Source organism: Mycolicibacterium agri, from assembly GCF_002553505.1.
In the GTDB taxonomy this organism is placed as follows: domain Bacteria; phylum Actinomycetota; class Actinomycetes; order Mycobacteriales; family Mycobacteriaceae; genus Mycobacterium; species Mycobacterium agri.
In genome coordinates, this window is record NZ_PDCP01000109.1 from 1 (window position 1) to 16139 (window position 16139).

A 16139-nucleotide genomic window follows, 5' to 3' on the forward strand; every position below is an offset into this window, starting at 1 on the left:
CATAATCCAGGGATAAGCCTTCAGATACACAACAACCTCCAACAAGGTGGCTGTTGCAATCACCCCCAGAAATCGCCAGGGGTTTTGCGGGCACGAGCGTCTGCTCGCGGTGGGGGGTTCGCGCGGTGAAGGGGTTACTCCTGGCGCAGCAATTACTCCTGGCGCAGGCGCGATTCCAGGAAGGTCTCCAGCGACTCCCACTGCTCGACGGCCTTCGCGTACGGCCCTTCGGGTTTGCTGACGGTTTCGGGGTCGAGGACATGGGCGACGAGCCGGCCGAGCGGCATGTCGGCGTCCAGGGTCTCGTCGACGATGTCGTCCTCGGCGTACTCGCCGACATCGCGGAGCAATTCGACGGCGAGTTCCAGCTGTTCGCGGTCGATGGCATCGGGGCCGTCGGCGATGTCGTCGGCAAGCCCGCTGGTGACGTAGACATTCTCGTCGGTGACGTCGATCCGCAGCGACCCGTCGGTGGCCGCGGTCTTGATGTCCTCGTAGGTCGCCAGGTCGGACAGGTCGTGGTCGTGCTCGTCGGCCAGGTAGCGCGCCAGTGCCCGCTCGGAGCCGAACACGCTGACCCTGCCGTTGCGGCCGAGGAACACCGGGGCGTCGTCGAGGTAGCACCGCAGCGTGTAGAACGTGCCGCCGCGGGTGATCATCTGGATCGGGTCGATGCCCACCTTGAGCCAGAAGTCCTCGTCGGCGCCCAGGACGAGACCCTTCGCGTGGTCGGCGAGGGCGTCATCGTCCTCGGCGGCCTCCTGGTCCTCGACTTCTTCTGCGTCGGTGTCCGCGGCGACGGTCTCGGCGACCGCCTCGACCTCGTCGGGTTCGGGGGCTGGTTCTTCCAGTTCGGCGGCGGCCTTCTCGGCGGCGGCCTTGTCGACCTCGGGGATGGTGACAACCTCGTCGATCGCGTCGACGATGCCGTCCCAACTGCGCGCGACGACCGCCGCGATGTCGGTCCAGCGCTTGCGTCCGCTTCTCCCGCTGAAGCTCTCCATGCCCGCAGCCAGCACACCGAGCTGAGGATTGCCGTTGAAGAACCGGGTGACCGTGGGCAGCTCGCAGATCGAGCCGATGGAGGACACGATGGCCAGCGTGCGGTGCACCGTCGCCACCGATTCCGCGTTCGGCTTCTCCGCGAGCAGCTCCTGCACGCCGATGAGGTCGTATTGACGCTCCTCGGGCGGGTCGAAGCGGTGCGCGTTGGCTTCGGTGAGCTTCTCCCACGCGGGGTGGTCGGTGAGGTCGTTGTCGGTATTGGTCCTGACGAAGGCGACCAGGTCGGCGACCGTTTCGAAAGCGTAGAGGTCCTCGTCCTTGCCTAGCAGCGCCTCCCACTCGTCGTTGGCGTCGCGCCAGCGGGGGGCCCACAGTGTGTACAGGTCGCCCTTGGTCAACCCGAGCCGGATCGGCACGATGTCAGCAGCCATGCGGCACAGCCTAGAGCGTGCCGCGTTGTTCATTGCCGAACGGTGCGCGACCAGCGGTGACACGATGCTCTTGTGGACGACGGGCCCCCGCTGACCTGCGGATCCTGGATTATGCCGTCGGCCGCCAGAACCCCTGGAAGCCTTGACCCGCGTTCGACGTGCGGATCGGCGACAGCTGCACGGGGTCGCCGGCTTCGATCATCTGGCCGTTGCCGACGATCATCGCGACGTGTCCGTCCCACACCGCGAGATCGCCGGGCCGCAGCGCGTTCTGACTGACCGGCGCGCCGAGATCCTGTTCTTGCGCGAGCCGCGGAAGATCAAGCCCGGCTTCGTGATACGCCCATTGCGTCAACCCGCTGCAGTCGAGCCCCACCCCGGGCGTGGTTCCGCCCCAGACATAGGGCACGCCGAGTTGGGTCAGTGCATGTCGGACAGCCTCTGCCGCAATGGGATTCGGCGCCGTCACCGTGCTTCCGTCGGGAAGGGTGACGGCGACGCCTTCGCCGAACTGGTCGGGGTCGGGCAGCGGAAGCGCCGAGACGTCGGCGCCGGGCGGCGACAATCCGCCGCTGTAGGCGGCACCGGGCATGCCGCCCCAACCTGCCGTCGACCCGGCCGGAGCCGATGGAAAGCCGGCAGCTGACCCGAACCCGGCCGGAGCCGATGAGAAGCCCGCCGGTGAACCGAACCCTGCCGGCGTCGTCGGCGGTGCACCGGACGGCACCCCAGCCGGCACCTCAGCCGGCGCCCCGGCCTTCGCCGAGACTGCGGCGGCGTGGCCGTCGAGCTCGGCGCGCAGCTCGTCGACGACGGCAACGGCCTCATCCAGTGCCCGCTGCGCCTCGTCGCGTAGCCGCTGGGCCACGCCCGGTTCGTCGAGCCGCGCTTCGAGGGCGCCCGCGCGGTCCTCGAAACGCTGAACGATGTCCTGAAGGCGGGACCGCGCCCACGCCACGGCGTCGGCGGCGCGGGCGGTGGTGGCCCGCAACTGGTCGACGTCTGACGCCAATCGGTCGGCTCTGTCGGCCGTCGCGGACATGAACTGGGCTGCACCGTCGGCGCCGGCGCCCGACCAGCCCTCGGCCGTGTTATCCCAGCTGCGCCGAGCCGCCGCCGACACCTCGGCCAGCAGATCCGCCACGCGCGCGAGCGAGGTGGCCGGATCCCCCGCGTCCGACCACCCCGGCCCGACCTGCGCCGCCACCTCGCGAATGGGCGCCGACAGCGAGGCAACCAATCCCGACGGCATCGTCTACAGAGCGCGGCTACTGCGCCGGTCGGCGTCGGCATACATCGCGGCGACCCCGCCCGAAACCAATTGGGCGGATTGCAGATCTTCACTCAGCCGGATAACCGCCTGCGCATGCGCGGTGGTCGCGTCGGATAACGCTGCGAGGAAGCCGGCGCCGACCGCACCGAATGCCGCGGCGACGTCGGGGCCCACCGACGACGTGAGACCGGCGGCCGCGGCGGCGAGGTCATCGGCATGAGATGAGCAAGCCGCGCCGAGCGCGTTGATGGAATTCATATCGACGAGCATGGCGATAAGACGCTGCGGAGAACGATTCGGTTCCGCCGACGTTAAGGTCTGGGGCATGGATGTCCGCGTCGTCGACCACCCGTTGGCCGCTGCGCGGCTGACCACGCTGCGCGATGAGCGCACCAACAACGCCACGTTCCGCGATGCGCTCCGCGACCTGACCCTGATGCTGGTCTACGAGGCCACCCGCGACGCGGCGACGGAATCGGTGCCGGTCCGCACGCCGCTGGCCGAAACCACCGGCGCACGACTGGCCAAACCGCCGCTTCTCGTGCCCGTCCTGCGCGCCGGCCTCGGCATGGTCGATCAAGCGCACGCACTCATTCCCGAGGCCCGCGTCGGCTTCGTCGGCGTCGCGCGCAACGAGGAAACCCACCAGCCGACACCGTATTTGGAGTCGCTGCCCGAGGACCTCAGCACCCAACCGGTGTTCATCCTCGACCCGATGCTGGCCACCGGCGGCTCGATGGCGCACACCATCGGGCTGCTTCACGAGCGCAACGCCAGCGACATCACCGCCATCTGCGTCGTCGTGGCGCCAGAAGGGATCGCCGTGATCGAGAAGGTCGCGCCGGACCTCAAGCTGTACACCGCCACCATCGATGACTGTCTCAACGAGGCCGCCTACATCGTGCCCGGCCTTGGCGACGCCGGCGACCGGCAATTCGGCCCGCGCTAACTCCGCGCCAACCGCGCACCGGCGCCAACTCCGCGCTGGCCAAAGCCTTCGATTTGCGGCCATGGTCGTGATTTGCGCGCGGGATCACCACCGTGAGCGCAAAATCCAGCGCCGAAACTGCCGAACCGCGAAACCGCGAAAGCGGCGCTAGAACTTGCGCGCGACCTCGGCCACCTCGTCGCGCAGCCGCAACGCCTCCACGCGCGTGCGGTCCAGTTGACCGTCGGCGCAAAGCCGAACTTCGATGTAGGACTTCACTTTCGGCTCCGTACCGGACGGCCGGACCGCCACCCGCACCGCCGTGTCGTCGTCGGCGCCTTCGAGGATCACCGCATCAGTGCGTCGGTTGTACGGTTGCACCGCAGCCAGATCCGTCATCGTCACGTCGATCCCGCACAGCTTCGTCGGCGGCTTTGACCGCATCCTCGTCATCACCTCGGCGGCCTCGTCCGCACTGCAGACCGGCCGCGATACCGCCGCCGTGACATGCACCCCGTGGCGGCGGGCAAGCTCGTCGAGCGCGTCGAGCACCGTGCGGCCGTGCTCGCGCAGCGCAACCACCATGTCGCAGAACAACACTGCCGCGCTGATCCCGTCCTTGTCGCGAACCGCCGACGGGTCGACGCAATAGCCGATCGCCTCCTCGTAGGCGTAGACCAGCGTGCACTCCGGCAGGTCTGCGTCGGCCCGCGACAACCACTTGAACCCGGTCGGCGTCTCGACATGCCGGGCGCCGTGCTCAGCGGCGATCGAAGCCAGCATGCGCGAGGACACCACCGTGCTGGCCACCACCGTGTGCTCGGAGACTTCACCCGGATCGAATTGCGACAAGATGTAATCACCCAGCAGCCAACCGGTTTCGTCGCCGGTGAGCATCCGCCAGCCATCGGGCGTCGGGATGCCGACCGCGCATCGGTCGGCGTCGGGATCCAGCGCAATGGCGACCTCTGCATCAACTTCGGCGGCGCACTTCAACAGCGCGTCGGTGGCGCCGGGCTCCTCAGGGTTGGGAAACGCGACGGTGGGAAAGTCGGGATCGGGCGCGAACTGCTTTTCCACCACGTGCACATCCAGAAACCCCGCCCTGGCGAACGCGTCCAACGCATACTCGCCGCCGACGCCGTGCAACGGCGTGAACGCCAGCCGCGCCGATCCGTGGGTGCGCCGGACATGTGACGCGCGATCAACGTAGCGCTGGATCAGGTCGACGCCGGAGGTCTGCACCGGCGCCCGGGCGATCTCGTCGGCATACGGCGCCTTACCGATCATCGCCTCGATGTCGCGGTCGGTCGGCGGCACGATCTGCATGCCGGCATCGAAGTACACCTTGTAGCCGTTGTCCGACGGCGGATTGTGCGACGCGGTGATCTGGATGCCGGCGCTCGCGCCGAGATGCCGCGCGCCGAACGCGATTACCGGCGTCGGCACCGCGGCGAACATCAGCGTCACCATGAAGCCCTCGGCGGCCAGAACCTCCGCGGTCGCAAGTGCGAACTCCTCGGATCCGTGCCGCGCGTCCCCGCCGACCACGACGCGTGACCCGGCGTGACCGCGCTCCTTGAGCACCTGGGCGACCGCCCACGTCGTGCGCAACACCACGGCCAGGTTCATGCCGTTCGGGCCCGCCCGCAGCGGACCGCGCAACCCCGCCGTGCCGAACGTCAGTGGGTGCGCGAACCGCTCGGCGATCTCGTCGTCGCTACATGCCTGCAGTTCTGCGACCGTAGCCGGATCCGGGTCGTGCTCGATCCACTCCCGGACGGCCGATTCGATCGGCGGCTGGATCATGACGTGAGGGTGCCCACTTTGTTGTCGGCATAAGCGAGTTTGCGCAGCACCGGCGCCACCAGGACGAGCAGGTTGAACTCCAGGTCGGTGAGGTTTTCCCGCATGGTGGCGTTGAGCCAGGCGTCGCGTTCGGCGCGGTCCTCCAGAAGCAGCGCGGTGCCGTCCGGGGTGATCTCGATGAGTTGGCGACGACGGTCGTCATCGTCGGGCCGCCGCGTCACCAAGCCCCGCTGCACCAGTTCGTTGAGGCTGTCGGTCAGCGACTGCACCCGCACATGCAGCCGGGCCGCCACTTCGGCGGGTGTGCTGACCCCGGCGCGGCTGACCTCGCTGAGCAGCTCCAGTTGGCTCAGCGTCAACCCGTGGTCGGGCCGGTGGCGGCGCATCTGCCGGGTCACCGCCATCATCGACTCCCGCAGATCGGTGGCCGCCGAGCCCCCGCGAACGTCGGTGATAACGTCGGTCATAACCAAGTTATACCTTGGTATCTCTTCGCTGTGTTGGCAAAAAGGCCTTGGTTGCCGGTAAATATTGCTAAGGGCATACTTGGCGAAGTGATGAAGCAGCGATTGAGGCACCTCGCCAAATGGGCTCTGCTTATCGCTGTCACCATCGCCGTCACCGTCGGGCTCGACCTGCTCAGCGTGCCCTCCGCGGCGTTGTTTGCCGGCCTCGTTGTCGGCATCGCGCTGGCGTTGCCGGGTCTGGCGCCCAAGCGGGTACCCCGATTGATCGGACTCGCCGCTCAAGGCGTGCTCGGCGTCTACATCGGCACCATGGTCCACCGCGACGCGTTGTCGGCGCTCGCACCCGACTGGCAGATCGTGGTCGCCGTCGCGGTCGCCACGCTGTTGATCAGCATCCTTGCGGGCGCCCTGCTCGGCCTGCACCGCGACGTCAGCCCGCTGACCGGATCGCTGGCTCTCGTCGCGGGCGGCGCCTCCGGCCTGGTCGCCATCGCCCGTGAACTCGGCGGCGACGACCGCGTGGTCGCCGTCGTGCAGTACCTGCGCGTTGCGCTGGTGACCGCGTCGATGCCCGTCGTCGTCGCCTTCATCTATCACGCCGACCGGCACGAGGTGCCCGCGACTACCCAAACCGATGCCGCCCCTTGGTATTTGAGCCTGGCGATCATGACCGCGCTCATCGTCGTCGGCGCGGCCGCAGGCAAACTCGTCCGGTTGCCCGGCGGCGGCCTGCTGGGGCCCCTCGCACTGACCGTCGCGCTGCAGATCAGCGGGCTGCCGGTCGGGCTGTGGGTGCCGAGCGTGCTGGTCCAGGCGGGCTACATGCTCATCGGCTGGCAGGCGGGCGTGGTGTTCACCCGCGAGTCGCTGCGCGCGGTGAGCCGGATGCTGCCCGCGGCCATACTGCTGATCGTCATCCTCGGCGTGGCCACCGCGGGGCTCGGCATGGTGCTGGCCGAGTTCACCGGGAAGACACCGCTCGAGGGCTACCTCGCCACCAGCCCGGGCGGGGTCTACGCGGTGCTGGCGATCGCCGCCGAAACCGGTTCAGGCGTCACGTTCATCATCGCCGCGCAGGTGTTCCGTGTGCTGCTGATGCTGTTCACGGCGCCGTTCCTGGCCCGCACCGTGATCCGGCTGACCGAACGCCGAGCACGCCGTCACAACCGCTCGATCACCGACGCCAACAAAGAACCCGTCCGCGCCGCCGACTGACGGCCCGCTTCCAGCACCTCTTCGTGATTCAACGGCTCGCCGGTCATGCCCGCGGCCGCGTTGGTCACCAGCGACACGGCGAGCACGTCGGCGCCCGCCGCTCGCGCCGCGATCGTCTCGTGCACCGTCGACATGCCGACCAGGTCGGCGCCCAGCGTGCGCAGCATCCTGATCTCGGCGGGCGTCTCGTAGTGCGGGCCCGGCAGGCAGGCATAAACCCCCTCGGCGAGTGACGGGTCGACCTCGCGCGCCAACGCCCGCAGCCGCGGCGAGTACGCATCGACCATGTTGACGAACTGCGGACCCACCAGCGGGGAGCGCGCCGTCAGGTTGAGGTGGTCGCTGATCAACACCGGTTGCCCCACGGTGTAATCGGCCCGCAGGCCGCCCGCCGCGTTGGTCAGCACCACCGTGCGCACACCGGCGGCGCACGCGGCGCGCACCGGATGCACCACATGACGCAGGTCGTGGCCCTCGTAGGCGTGGATGCGGCCGACGAACACCAGCACGTGGTGATCGCCCGTGCGCACCGAGCGCACTTCGCCGGTGTGGCCTTCGGCGGACGGGGGAGTGAAGCCCGCCAGCTCGGCCACTTGCACCGCGGCCGCCGTCGTGCCCAGCCGCGCGGCCGCGGGCGCCCACCCGGAGCCGAGGATCACCGCGACGTCGTGCCGGTCCACCCCGGTGCGCTCCCGGATTGCGGCCGCGGCCTGCTGCGCTTCCGCCTCCGGATCGGTCACAGTTCGGCAGCTTAGCCGTCAGTGAGATACTGCGAAGATGTCCACCGCCACCGCCTCCGTCAGCGTCGAAGACGCAGTCAACAGGCGGCGCGGCGACCTGATCGAGCTGTCGCACGAGATCCACGCCGAGCCCGAACTCGCGTTCGCCGAGTTCAAAAGCGCCGCCAAGACGCAGGCGCTGGTCGCCGAGTACGGCTTCGAGATCACCGCTGCACCGGCCGGGTTGGACACCGCGTTTCGCGCCCGGTTCGGCGACGGCCCGTTGGTGGTCGGCATCTGCGCCGAATACGACGCCCTGCCCGAGCTCGGACATGCCTGCGGCCACAACATCATCGCGGCATCGGCCGTCGGCACGGCTTTGGCGCTCGCCGAGGTGGCTGATGAGCTCGGCCTGACGGTCGTGCTGCTCGGCACTCCCGCCGAGGAGGCCGGCGGTGGAAAAGTGTTGCTGCTCAACGCGGGAGCGTTCGACGACGTCGCCGTCGCGGTCATGGTCCATCCGGGCCCGATCGACATCGCGCGGGCGCGCTCGCTGGCCCTGTCTCAGGTCGAGGTCACCTACCGCGGGCGGGAGGCGCACGCGGCCGTCGCCCCGTATCTGGGTGTAAACGCCGCTGACGCAATCACGGTGGCGCAGACCGCAATTGGGCTGTTGCGGCAGCAGTTCGCGCCGGGCCAGATGGCGCACGGCATCGTCACCGACGGCGGCCAGGCCACCAACGTCATCCCCGCGCGCACCGTGCTGCGCTACACCATGCGCGCCAACGACGCCGCATCGCTGCGCCACCTCGAGGGCAGGCTGGCCGACTGCTTCCTCGCGGGCGCGGTGGCCACCGGCTGTGACTACGACGTCGAGCAGACCGAACCGCCCTATGACGAACTGGCGCCGGACAAATGGCTGGCCGATGTGTTCCGCGGCGAGATGATCCGCCTCGGCCGCACACCGATCGGAGAGGAGGTCGAGGCGGCTGTGCCGCTTGGCAGTACCGATATGGGAAACGTCACACAGGTGATGCCGGGCATCCACCCGATCGTGGGTGTCGACGCCGACGGCGCATCGGTGCATCAACCCGGGTTTGCGGCGGCCGCGGCCGGCCCCAGCGGCGACAAGGCCGTCGTCGACGGCGCGATCATGCTGGCGCGCACGGTCGTCGCGCTCGCCGAGACGCCCGCCGAACGGGACCGGGTGCTCGCCCTCCACGCCGAACGGGTGGCCTCATGACACTCGCAGAAGCCGCCGAAGGCTGGCTGGCCGCCCACTTCGATGACCTCGTCCAGTGGCGCAGGCACATCCACACGCACCCCGAACTCGGCCGACAGGAGTTCGCCACGACCCAGTTCGTCGCGTCGCACCTGGCCGACGCCGGCCTCAACCCGAAGGTCATGCCCGGCGGAACGGGCCTGATCTGTGATTTCGGTCCCGACGACGGTCCCCGCATCGCGCTGCGAGCCGACATGGATGCGCTGCCGATGGCCGACCGCACCGGGATGCCGTATGCGTCGGTGGTCCCCAACGTCGCGCACGCCTGCGGCCACGACGCGCACACCGCCGTGCTTCTCGGCGCCGCGCTGGCGATGAACTCCGTTCCCGAGCTTCCGGTCGGCGTCCGGCTGGTCTTTCAGGCCGCCGAGGAACTGATGCCCGGCGGCGCGATCGACGCCATCGCCGCGGGCGCGCTCAACGGGGTGTCCCGCATCTTCGCCCTGCACTGCGATCCGCGGCTCGCGGTCGGTCGCGTGGCGGTGCGGCAGGGACCGATCACTTCGGCCGCCGACCACATCGAGGTCACGCTGCACAGCCAGGGCGGCCACACCTCACGTCCGCACCTGACCGGCGACCTCGTCTACGGGCTGGGCACCCTGATCACCGGCCTGCCCGGCGTGCTGTCCCGCCGCATCGACCCGCGCACCAGCACCGTGATGGTGTGGGGCGCGGTCAACGCCGGGGTCGCGGCCAACGCCATCCCGCAGACCGGGACGCTGGCAGGCACCGTGCGCACCGCCAACCGCGACACCTGGCTGACGCTAGAGGCGTTCGTGCGCGACACCGTGACCTCGCTGCTGGCGCCGCTTGGCATCGAGCACACGCTGCAGTACAAGCGCGGCGTGCCGCCGGTGGTCAACGAGGAGATCTCGACGCGCATCATCACCCACGCAATCGAGGCCATCGGGCCCGACGTGCTGGCCGACACCCGGCAGTCCGGCGGCGGCGAGGACTTCTCCTGGTATCTGGAGGAGGTGCCGGGCGCGATGGCGCGGCTGGGCGTGTGGTCGGGTCGAGGGCCGCAGCTGGATCTGCACCAGCCGACGTTCGACATCGACGAGCGCGCACTGGCCGTCGGCGTCCGCGTTCTGGTCAACATCGTCGAGCAGGCCGCGTCGCTCTGACGGCCCGCCCTTCGCGCTGCTACGTGCCCGGGCCGACGCTGCGCGCCGGGCGGTTGCGTAGGTCGCGAACGTATTCCTCAGGCGCACCGGCGATCTCGGCCGCATCGGCCATCACCCCGAGGTAGCGGGCCGACGGCAGGCCGCCCTCCCACGCGTCGAGCACGTACAACCAGGCCAGCACCGGATCCGTCGTCGTGTCCGACGAAATCCGATCCACCCGGCAGCGGATCTTCTTGTGCACGCCGAGCTCGCTGCCCTCCCAGCGGTCGAGGTTCGCCTCGTCGGCCGGTGTCATGTCGTAGAGCACGACGAACACCTTCGACCCCGGGTCCTCCACGATGGTGGCCAGCGCGCCGTCCCAGCCGATGTCCTCGCCGCCGAACGTCAGCCGCCACCCGTGTAGCCATCCTGTGCCTGCCATCGGGGAGTGGGGCGCCCGCTGCATCATCTGCTCCGGATGCATGTTGGATCCGTAGGCGGCGTAGAGCGGCACGGGAGAAAGCCTAAGGCCTCGTCCGCCGTTGCGAGGGGCACGGGGAGGAAGCCACTCGGGAATGTCTGTGGGCGATCGAGGACCCGCTTGGCTAGCGTTAGGGCCGTGGCAACCCGGATCGTGATCATCGGTGGCGGGCCTGCGGGCTATGAGGCGGCGCTCGTTGCGGCCGCCCGCGGACCCCAGGTCGCCGAGGTCACCGTCGTCGACAGCGACGGCATCGGCGGCGCCTGCGTGCTGTTCGACTGCGTGCCGTCGAAGACGTTCATCGCCTCGACTGGCGTGCGCACGGAGCTGCGGCGCGCACCGGACCTGGGGTTCGATCTGGAGTTCGAAGACGCGAAGATCCAGCTGCCGCGGATCAACGAGCGAGTCAAAAGGCTTGCGGCCGCGCAGTCGGCCGACATCGCCGAAAGGTTGCGCCGCGAGGGCGTCACGCTGATCAGCGGGCGCGGTGAACTAGTCGACGACGTGCCCGGCATGGCGCAGCACCGCGTCAAGGTCACCACCGCCGACGGCGCGACCGACGTGCTGCCCGCCGACGTGGTGTTGGTCGCGACGGGCGCGAGCCCGCGGGTGCTGCCCGGCGCGGAACCCGACGGTGAGCGAATCCTCAACTGGCGCCAGCTCTATGACCTGACTGCGCTGCCCGAGCATCTCGTCGTCGTCGGATCCGGCGTCACCGGAGCCGAATTCGTCAACGCCTACACCGAGCTCGGCGTGAAGATCACCGTGGTGGCCAGCCGCGACCAGATCCTGCCGCACGAGGACTCTGACGCCGCAGCGGTGCTCGAGGAGCTGTGGGAGGACCGTGGCGTCAAACTCGTCAAGCGGGCGCGCGCGGAGTCGGTAACCAGAACCTCCCGCACGCGAGGAGGACAAACGGGAAACGACGGGGTGCTGGTGACGATGACCGACGGCCGCACCGTGGAAGCCAGCCACGCGTTGATGACCGTCGGCTCGGTGCCCAACACCTCGGGCCTCGGGCTGGAGAAGGTCGGCATCGAACTGGGCGAGGGCAACTACCTGAAGGTCGACCGGGTGTCGCGCACGTCGGCGCCGGGGATTTACGCCGCAGGCGACTGCACCGGGTTGATGCTGCTGGCCTCGGTGGCGGCCATGCAGGGTCGTATCGCCATGTACCACGCGCTGGGCGAGGCGCTCAGCCCGATCCGGCTGCGCACCGTGGCCGCGGCCGTGTTCACCCGCCCGGAGATCGCCGCCGTCGGGGTGCCGCAGCGTCTCATCGACGACGGCACCGTCCCGGCCCGCACGATCATGCTGCCGCTGCACACCAACGCGCGAGCCAAGATGTCGAGCCTGCGCCGCGGCTTCGTGAAGATCTTCTGCCGCCCCGCTTCCGGCGTGGTGATCGGCGGCGTGGTGGTCGCGCCGATCGCCTCCGAACTGATCATGCCGATCGCGATGGCGGTGCAGGACGGCCTACCCGTCGACGAACTGGCAGAGACGTTCTCGGTGTATCCCAGCCTGTCGGGCTCCATCACCGAAGCCGGCCGCCAGCTGATGGCCCACGACGACCTTGACTGATGCGCGCCCGGAGCGGAGCCGAAAAACCCGATAGCCTGGAACTGTACTGACGAGTAACAAGAGGAGTCCCGCGTGAGCGACCCGACCCCCGCAACGGGCACCGGGCAGACCTTGCTGGGTCCCGAGCAGCGGGCAGAGGCCTGGCAGCGGCTGGGCAGTGAACAGTTCGACGTCGTCGTCATCGGCGGCGGCGTCGTCGGTGCGGGCTGCGCGCTCGACGCCGCGACGCGCGGGCTGAAGGTCGCCATGGTCGAGGCCCGCGACTTCGCATCGGGCACCTCTAGCCGCTCGTCGAAGATGTTCCACGGCGGGCTGCGCTACCTCGAACAGCTCGAGTTCGGGTTGGTGCGCGAGGCGCTGCACGAGCGTGAGCTGTCGCTGACGACGCTGGCGCCGCATCTTGTCAAGCCGCTGCCGTTTTTGTTCCCGCTGACCAAGCGGTGGTGGGAGCGCCCGTACGTGGCGGCGGGCATCTTCCTCTACGACCAACTCGGCGGCTCGAAATCCGTTCCGGCGCAGAAGCATTTGACCCGCGCGGGCGCGTTGCGGTTGTGCCCCGGGTTGAAGCGGTCGTCGCTGGTCGGCGGAATCCGCTACTACGACACCGTCGTCGACGACGCCAGGCACACGATGACGGTGGCGCGCACCGCGGCGCACTACGGCGCGGTGGTGCGCTCGTCGACGCAGGTGATCGCGCTGATCCGGGAAGGCGACCGGGTCACCGGCGTCACCGTGCGCGACTCCGAGGACGGCTCGATCACCGACGTGCGCGGCCACGTCGTCGTCAACGCCACCGGCGTCTGGACCGACGAGATCCAGGCGCTGTCCAAGCAGCGCGGCCGGTTTCGGGTCCGTGCCTCCAAGGGTGTGCACATCGTCGTGCCGCGCGACCGTATCGTCAGCGAGGTCGCGATCATCCTGCGCACCGAGAAGTCCGTGCTGTTCGTCATCCCGTGGGGCACGCACTGGATCATCGGCACCACCGACACCGACTGGAATCTCGACCTCGCCCATCCGGCGGCGACCAAAGCCGACATCGACTACATCCTCGGCCACGTCAACAAGGTGCTGGCCACCCCGCTGACCCACGACGACATCGACGGGGTGTACGCCGGGCTGCGGCCGCTGCTGGCCGGCGAGAGCGACGACACCTCGAAGCTGTCGCGTGAGCACGCGGTCGCGGTGCCCGCGCCCGGTCTGGTCGCGATCGCGGGCGGCAAGTACACCACCTACCGCGTGATGGCCGCCGACGCGATCGACGCCGCGGCCGAGTTCGTGCCCGCCCGGGTGGCTCCGTCGATCACCGAGAAGGTGCCGCTGATGGGCGCAGACGGCTACTTCGCGCTGGTCAACCAGACCGAGCATGTCGGCTCGATGTACGGGCTGCACCCGTACCGGGTGCGCCACCTGCTGGACCGCTACGGCTCGCTGATCGGCGAAGTGCTGGCGATGGCCGAAGACCGGCCCGACCTGCTTGGCCCGATCACCGAGGCGCCGGTCTACCTCAAGGTCGAAGCCTGGTATGCGGCCGCGGCCGAAGGCGCGCTGCACCTCGAGGACATCCTGGCCCGGCGCATGCGGATCTCGATCGAATATCCGCACCGCGGCGTCGACTGCGCCCGCGAGGTCGCCGAGGTTGTCGCGCCTGTGCTCGGCTGGTCCGCCGAAGACGTCGACCGCGAGGTGAACACCTACATCGCCCGGGTCGACGCCGAGGTGCGCTCGCAGCAGCAGCCCGACGACGAGTCCGCCGACGCCCTGCGCGCCGCCGCCCCCGAAGCCCGCGCCGAGATCCTCGAACCGGTGCCGCTGAATTGAGGCGTCCGGCGCCGCTGCCGCCGCGCGACGGGCTCGGCCCGGCCCGGCTGCGGCTGCGCGGTGGTGCCGTCCTGGTCGAATTGGCCGATCGGTTCGGCGAGGCCGCAGCCGAAAAGGTGCTTCGCGGCGAGGTCGTATGCGCAGACGGGACAGTGGTCACACCGAGCACGGTGTTGCCACCCGGCGCGCACGTCTACCTGTATCGCGAGTTGCCCGACGAAGTGCCGGTGCCGTTCGACATACCGGTGCTGCACCGCGACGACGACATCGTCGTCGTCGACAAACCGCACTTCCTGGCGACCATGCCGCGCGGCAGACACGTCGCGCAGACAGCGACCGTGCGGCTGCGCCGCGAGCTGTTGTTGCCGGAGTTGTCGCCTGCGCACCGGTTGGACCGGCTCACCGCGGGAGTGCTGCTGTTCACGGCGCGACGCGAGGTGCGCGGCGCCTATCAGACGCTGTTCGCCCGCGGCGAGGTGCGCAAGACCTATCTCGCCCGCGCGCGGGTCGATCCGTCGCTGGAATTCCCGATGACGGTCCGTAGCCGGATCATCAAACGGCGCGGGCAATTACAGGCGGTCGAGGAACCCGGCGAACCCAACGCCGAGACTTGCATCGAACTCGTGCAACCCGACGGGCTCTATCGACTGACCCCGCGGACCGGCCGCACCCACCAGCTGCGGATGCACATGGCCTCGCTCGGCCTGCCGATCATCGGTGACCCGCTCTATCCCGAGATCGTCGACGTCGCACCCGACGACTTCGCCAATCCCCTGCGGCTGCTGGCGCACAGCATCGAGTTCGACGACCCCGTGAAAAGTCGTTTGCGTCGGTTTGTCAGCGGGCGCAGTATCGACCGATGACCTCGGTTGGCACGCTCTGGCAGTATCCGGTCAAGTCGATGCAGGGCGAGGAGGTCGAGCAGATCCTGCTCACCGCCACCGGCGTCGCCGGCGACCGCGCCTACGGCTTCCTCGACGTCGACACGGGCCGGCTGGTCAGCGCCAAACGGCCGAAGCGCTTCGGCGCGCTGCTGAACTGTCGCGCACGCTTCGTCGCACCACCGACCGGTGACGAGTCAACCGCGGTCGAGGTGACCTTTCCCGACGGCTCCGTGGTCCGGTCCGACGCCGACGACGGCGCCGAGCTGACCCGCCGCGTGTCCGAACTGCTGGGCCGCGAGGTGCGTCTGATCAGCACCGCGCCGGAAGGCCTCGCTTTGGACGAGCTGGTGCCGGAGTTGGAGGAACTGGGTGAGAGCGCGCTGTCGGCGCTGCAGGCGGAGGCGCCCGACAGCGACGGCCACCGGTTTCTGCAGATTCCGGTGGCGATGGCGGCGCCGGGCACACTCCTGGACCTGGCCGCGCTGCACGTGCTGGCCACCAGCACCCTGAAGCGGCTGGCCGCCGCCCATCCCGGCGGCGACTGGGACCCGCGGCGGATGCGGCCCAATTTCCTGATCGACGACGGCGACGATCCCGGCGACGAGGACGACTGGTTGGGCTGCGACGTGCACATCGGCGAGCAGGCCGTGGTGCACATCGTGGGCCCGACACCGCGCTGCGTGATGACGACGTTGCCGCAGCCCGGCCTGGGCAAAGACAACGACATTTTGCGGACGGTCGCGCGCCTCAACCTCAAGGAAATGGGTGCTCTCGGTCAATTCGCCTGTGCCGGTTCGTATGCCGAAGTCGTGACGCCCGGGGTTGTGCGTCGCGGCGATTCAATTCGATTTGCGCGTGTTCAGCCGCGAAAAGGTGCACTGGCTGCCACAATCGACATGATGACCGCGGCGCTCGCGGGCGGGAAGTAGTCGGCGACGAAGGAGTCCGCTATGAGCAGGGTGAGGCACTTGGCGGGCTTCGCAGCGGTCGCGGTGTTTCTCGGCGGGCTTTCGGTGCCGACCATTCCGTCGGCGGAGGCCACATTGTGTGGCTCGATCGGCGGCAGGCACGTCGACGTGACGGGCTGTGCCGACCCGCTGTCGTATCTGCAGAACGTGCCGCCGCCACCTCCGCCCCTCC

Annotated in this window: 15 protein-coding genes and 1 pseudogene; 9 read left to right on the plus strand and 7 right to left on the minus strand. The window is 69.2% G+C overall.

What is annotated here, in order from left to right; genetic code table 11:
* Window positions 1-152: 152 nt before the first annotated feature.
* From satS to CQY20_RS30475, 3 genes are all read right to left on the minus strand, one after another.
* A complete protein-coding gene (gene satS, locus CQY20_RS30465; protein WP_097944561.1) occupies window positions 153-1436 on the minus strand; it encodes a protein export chaperone SatS in 1284 nt (427 codons plus the stop codon).
* A 109-nt stretch (window positions 1437-1545) separates the two neighbouring features.
* The gene (locus CQY20_RS30470) at window positions 1546-2688 is read right to left on the minus strand and encodes a C40 family peptidase (RefSeq protein ID WP_097944563.1); all 1143 of its coding nucleotides are present in this window, start codon (window positions 2686-2688) and stop codon (window positions 1546-1548) included.
* Window positions 2689-2691: 3 nt separating this feature from the next.
* Entirely contained in the window at window positions 2692-2967 is a 276-nt protein-coding gene (locus CQY20_RS30475) for an ESX-1 secretion-associated protein (RefSeq protein WP_133119174.1), read from the minus strand.
* A 67-nt stretch (window positions 2968-3034) separates the two neighbouring features.
* Between CQY20_RS30475 and upp the strand changes: the two genes are divergently transcribed.
* Window positions 3035-3658 (plus strand): uracil phosphoribosyltransferase, encoded by a 624-nt coding sequence (upp, locus tag CQY20_RS30480; protein ID WP_097944567.1) that lies wholly within the window; start codon window positions 3035-3037, stop codon window positions 3656-3658.
* 147 nt (window positions 3659-3805) lie between these two features.
* On the opposite strand, the gene CQY20_RS30485 is transcribed toward upp, so the two are convergent.
* Window positions 3806-5446, minus strand: a complete 1641-nt coding sequence (locus tag CQY20_RS30485) for a phospho-sugar mutase (RefSeq protein WP_097944568.1) — start codon at window positions 5444-5446, stop codon at window positions 3806-3808.
* Window positions 5443-5913 (minus strand): MarR family winged helix-turn-helix transcriptional regulator, encoded by a 471-nt coding sequence (locus CQY20_RS30490; RefSeq protein WP_097944570.1) that lies wholly within the window; start codon window positions 5911-5913, stop codon window positions 5443-5445. The genes CQY20_RS30485 and CQY20_RS30490 overlap by 4 nt, the downstream gene beginning before the upstream one ends.
* A 90-nt stretch (window positions 5914-6003) precedes the next feature.
* On the opposite strand from CQY20_RS30490, the gene CQY20_RS30495 reads away from it, so the two are divergent.
* The gene (locus CQY20_RS30495; RefSeq protein ID WP_097944572.1) at window positions 6004-7128 is read left to right on the plus strand and encodes an AbrB family protein; all 1125 of its coding nucleotides are present in this window, start codon (window positions 6004-6006) and stop codon (window positions 7126-7128) included.
* Here the strand turns inward: CQY20_RS30495 and CQY20_RS30500 are convergent.
* Window positions 7074-7868 carry a purine-nucleoside phosphorylase gene (locus CQY20_RS30500; RefSeq protein ID WP_097944574.1) on the minus strand — a complete coding sequence of 265 codons (795 nt, stop codon included), beginning with the start codon at window positions 7866-7868 and terminating at the stop codon, window positions 7074-7076. The two genes, CQY20_RS30495 and CQY20_RS30500, sit on opposite strands and share 55 nt — an antisense overlap.
* Before the next feature lie 37 nt (window positions 7869-7905).
* On the opposite strand from CQY20_RS30500, the gene CQY20_RS30505 reads away from it, so the two are divergent.
* Together CQY20_RS30505 and CQY20_RS30510 are read left to right on the plus strand one after the other, a co-directional pair.
* Window positions 7906-9090, plus strand: a complete 1185-nt coding sequence (locus CQY20_RS30505) for a M20 family metallopeptidase (RefSeq protein WP_097944576.1) — start codon at window positions 7906-7908, stop codon at window positions 9088-9090.
* Window positions 9087-10256, plus strand: coding sequence for an amidohydrolase (locus tag CQY20_RS30510; protein WP_097944578.1), 1170 nt, complete (start codon window positions 9087-9089; stop codon window positions 10254-10256). Before CQY20_RS30505 ends, CQY20_RS30510 begins: the two co-directional genes overlap by 4 nt.
* A 19-nt stretch (window positions 10257-10275) precedes the next feature.
* On the opposite strand, the gene CQY20_RS30515 is transcribed toward CQY20_RS30510, so the two are convergent.
* Complete coding sequence (locus CQY20_RS30515; protein WP_097944580.1) at window positions 10276-10749, minus strand: gamma-glutamylcyclotransferase family protein; 474 nt, start codon at window positions 10747-10749, stop codon at window positions 10276-10278.
* Between the two features lie 105 nt (window positions 10750-10854).
* Here CQY20_RS30515 and CQY20_RS30520 point away from each other — a divergent pair, with 105 nt between their 5' ends.
* The 5 genes and pseudogenes from CQY20_RS30520 to CQY20_RS30540 all read left to right on the plus strand — a co-directional run.
* Window positions 10855-12297 carry an NAD(P)H-quinone dehydrogenase gene (locus CQY20_RS30520; protein WP_097944582.1) on the plus strand — a complete coding sequence of 481 codons (1443 nt, stop codon included), beginning with the start codon at window positions 10855-10857 and terminating at the stop codon, window positions 12295-12297.
* Between the two features lie 72 nt (window positions 12298-12369).
* Window positions 12370-14115 carry a glycerol-3-phosphate dehydrogenase/oxidase gene (locus CQY20_RS30525; protein ID WP_097944584.1) on the plus strand — a complete coding sequence of 582 codons (1746 nt, stop codon included), beginning with the start codon at window positions 12370-12372 and terminating at the stop codon, window positions 14113-14115.
* Complete coding sequence (locus CQY20_RS30530) at window positions 14112-14978, plus strand: pseudouridine synthase (protein ID WP_097944586.1); 867 nt, start codon at window positions 14112-14114, stop codon at window positions 14976-14978. The genes CQY20_RS30525 and CQY20_RS30530 overlap by 4 nt, the downstream gene beginning before the upstream one ends.
* Complete coding sequence (locus tag CQY20_RS30535; protein WP_097944588.1) at window positions 14975-15928, plus strand: MOSC domain-containing protein; 954 nt, start codon at window positions 14975-14977, stop codon at window positions 15926-15928. Before CQY20_RS30530 ends, CQY20_RS30535 begins: the two co-directional genes overlap by 4 nt.
* 21 nt (window positions 15929-15949) lie before the next feature.
* A pseudogene (locus tag CQY20_RS30540) lies at window positions 15950-16139 on the plus strand (RNA-binding protein); the annotation flags it as partial.

Excerpts from the sequence above, each read along its gene's own strand:
- CQY20_RS30505 (WP_097944576.1), top strand. The coding sequence starts at position 7,906 with ATGTCCACCGCCACCGCCTCCGTCAGCGTCGAAGACGCAGTCAACAGG.
- CQY20_RS30470 (WP_097944563.1), bottom strand. The coding sequence starts at position 2,688 with ATGCCGTCGGGATTGGTTGCCTCGCTGTCGGCGCCCATTCGCGAGGTG.
- CQY20_RS30535 (WP_097944588.1), top strand. The coding sequence starts at position 14,975 with ATGACCTCGGTTGGCACGCTCTGGCAGTATCCGGTCAAGTCGATGCAG.
- satS (WP_097944561.1), bottom strand. The coding sequence starts at position 1,436 with ATGGCTGCTGACATCGTGCCGATCCGGCTCGGGTTGACCAAGGGCGAC.
- CQY20_RS30475 (WP_133119174.1), bottom strand. The coding sequence starts at position 2,967 with ATGAATTCCATCAACGCGCTCGGCGCGGCTTGCTCATCTCATGCCGAT.
- CQY20_RS30495 (WP_097944572.1), top strand. The coding sequence starts at position 6,004 with ATGAAGCAGCGATTGAGGCACCTCGCCAAATGGGCTCTGCTTATCGCT.
- CQY20_RS30510 (WP_097944578.1), top strand. The coding sequence starts at position 9,087 with ATGACACTCGCAGAAGCCGCCGAAGGCTGGCTGGCCGCCCACTTCGAT.
- CQY20_RS30490 (WP_097944570.1), bottom strand. The coding sequence starts at position 5,913 with ATGACCGACGTTATCACCGACGTTCGCGGGGGCTCGGCGGCCACCGAT.
- upp (WP_097944567.1), top strand. The coding sequence starts at position 3,035 with ATGGATGTCCGCGTCGTCGACCACCCGTTGGCCGCTGCGCGGCTGACC.
- CQY20_RS30485 (WP_097944568.1), bottom strand. The coding sequence starts at position 5,446 with ATGATCCAGCCGCCGATCGAATCGGCCGTCCGGGAGTGGATCGAGCAC.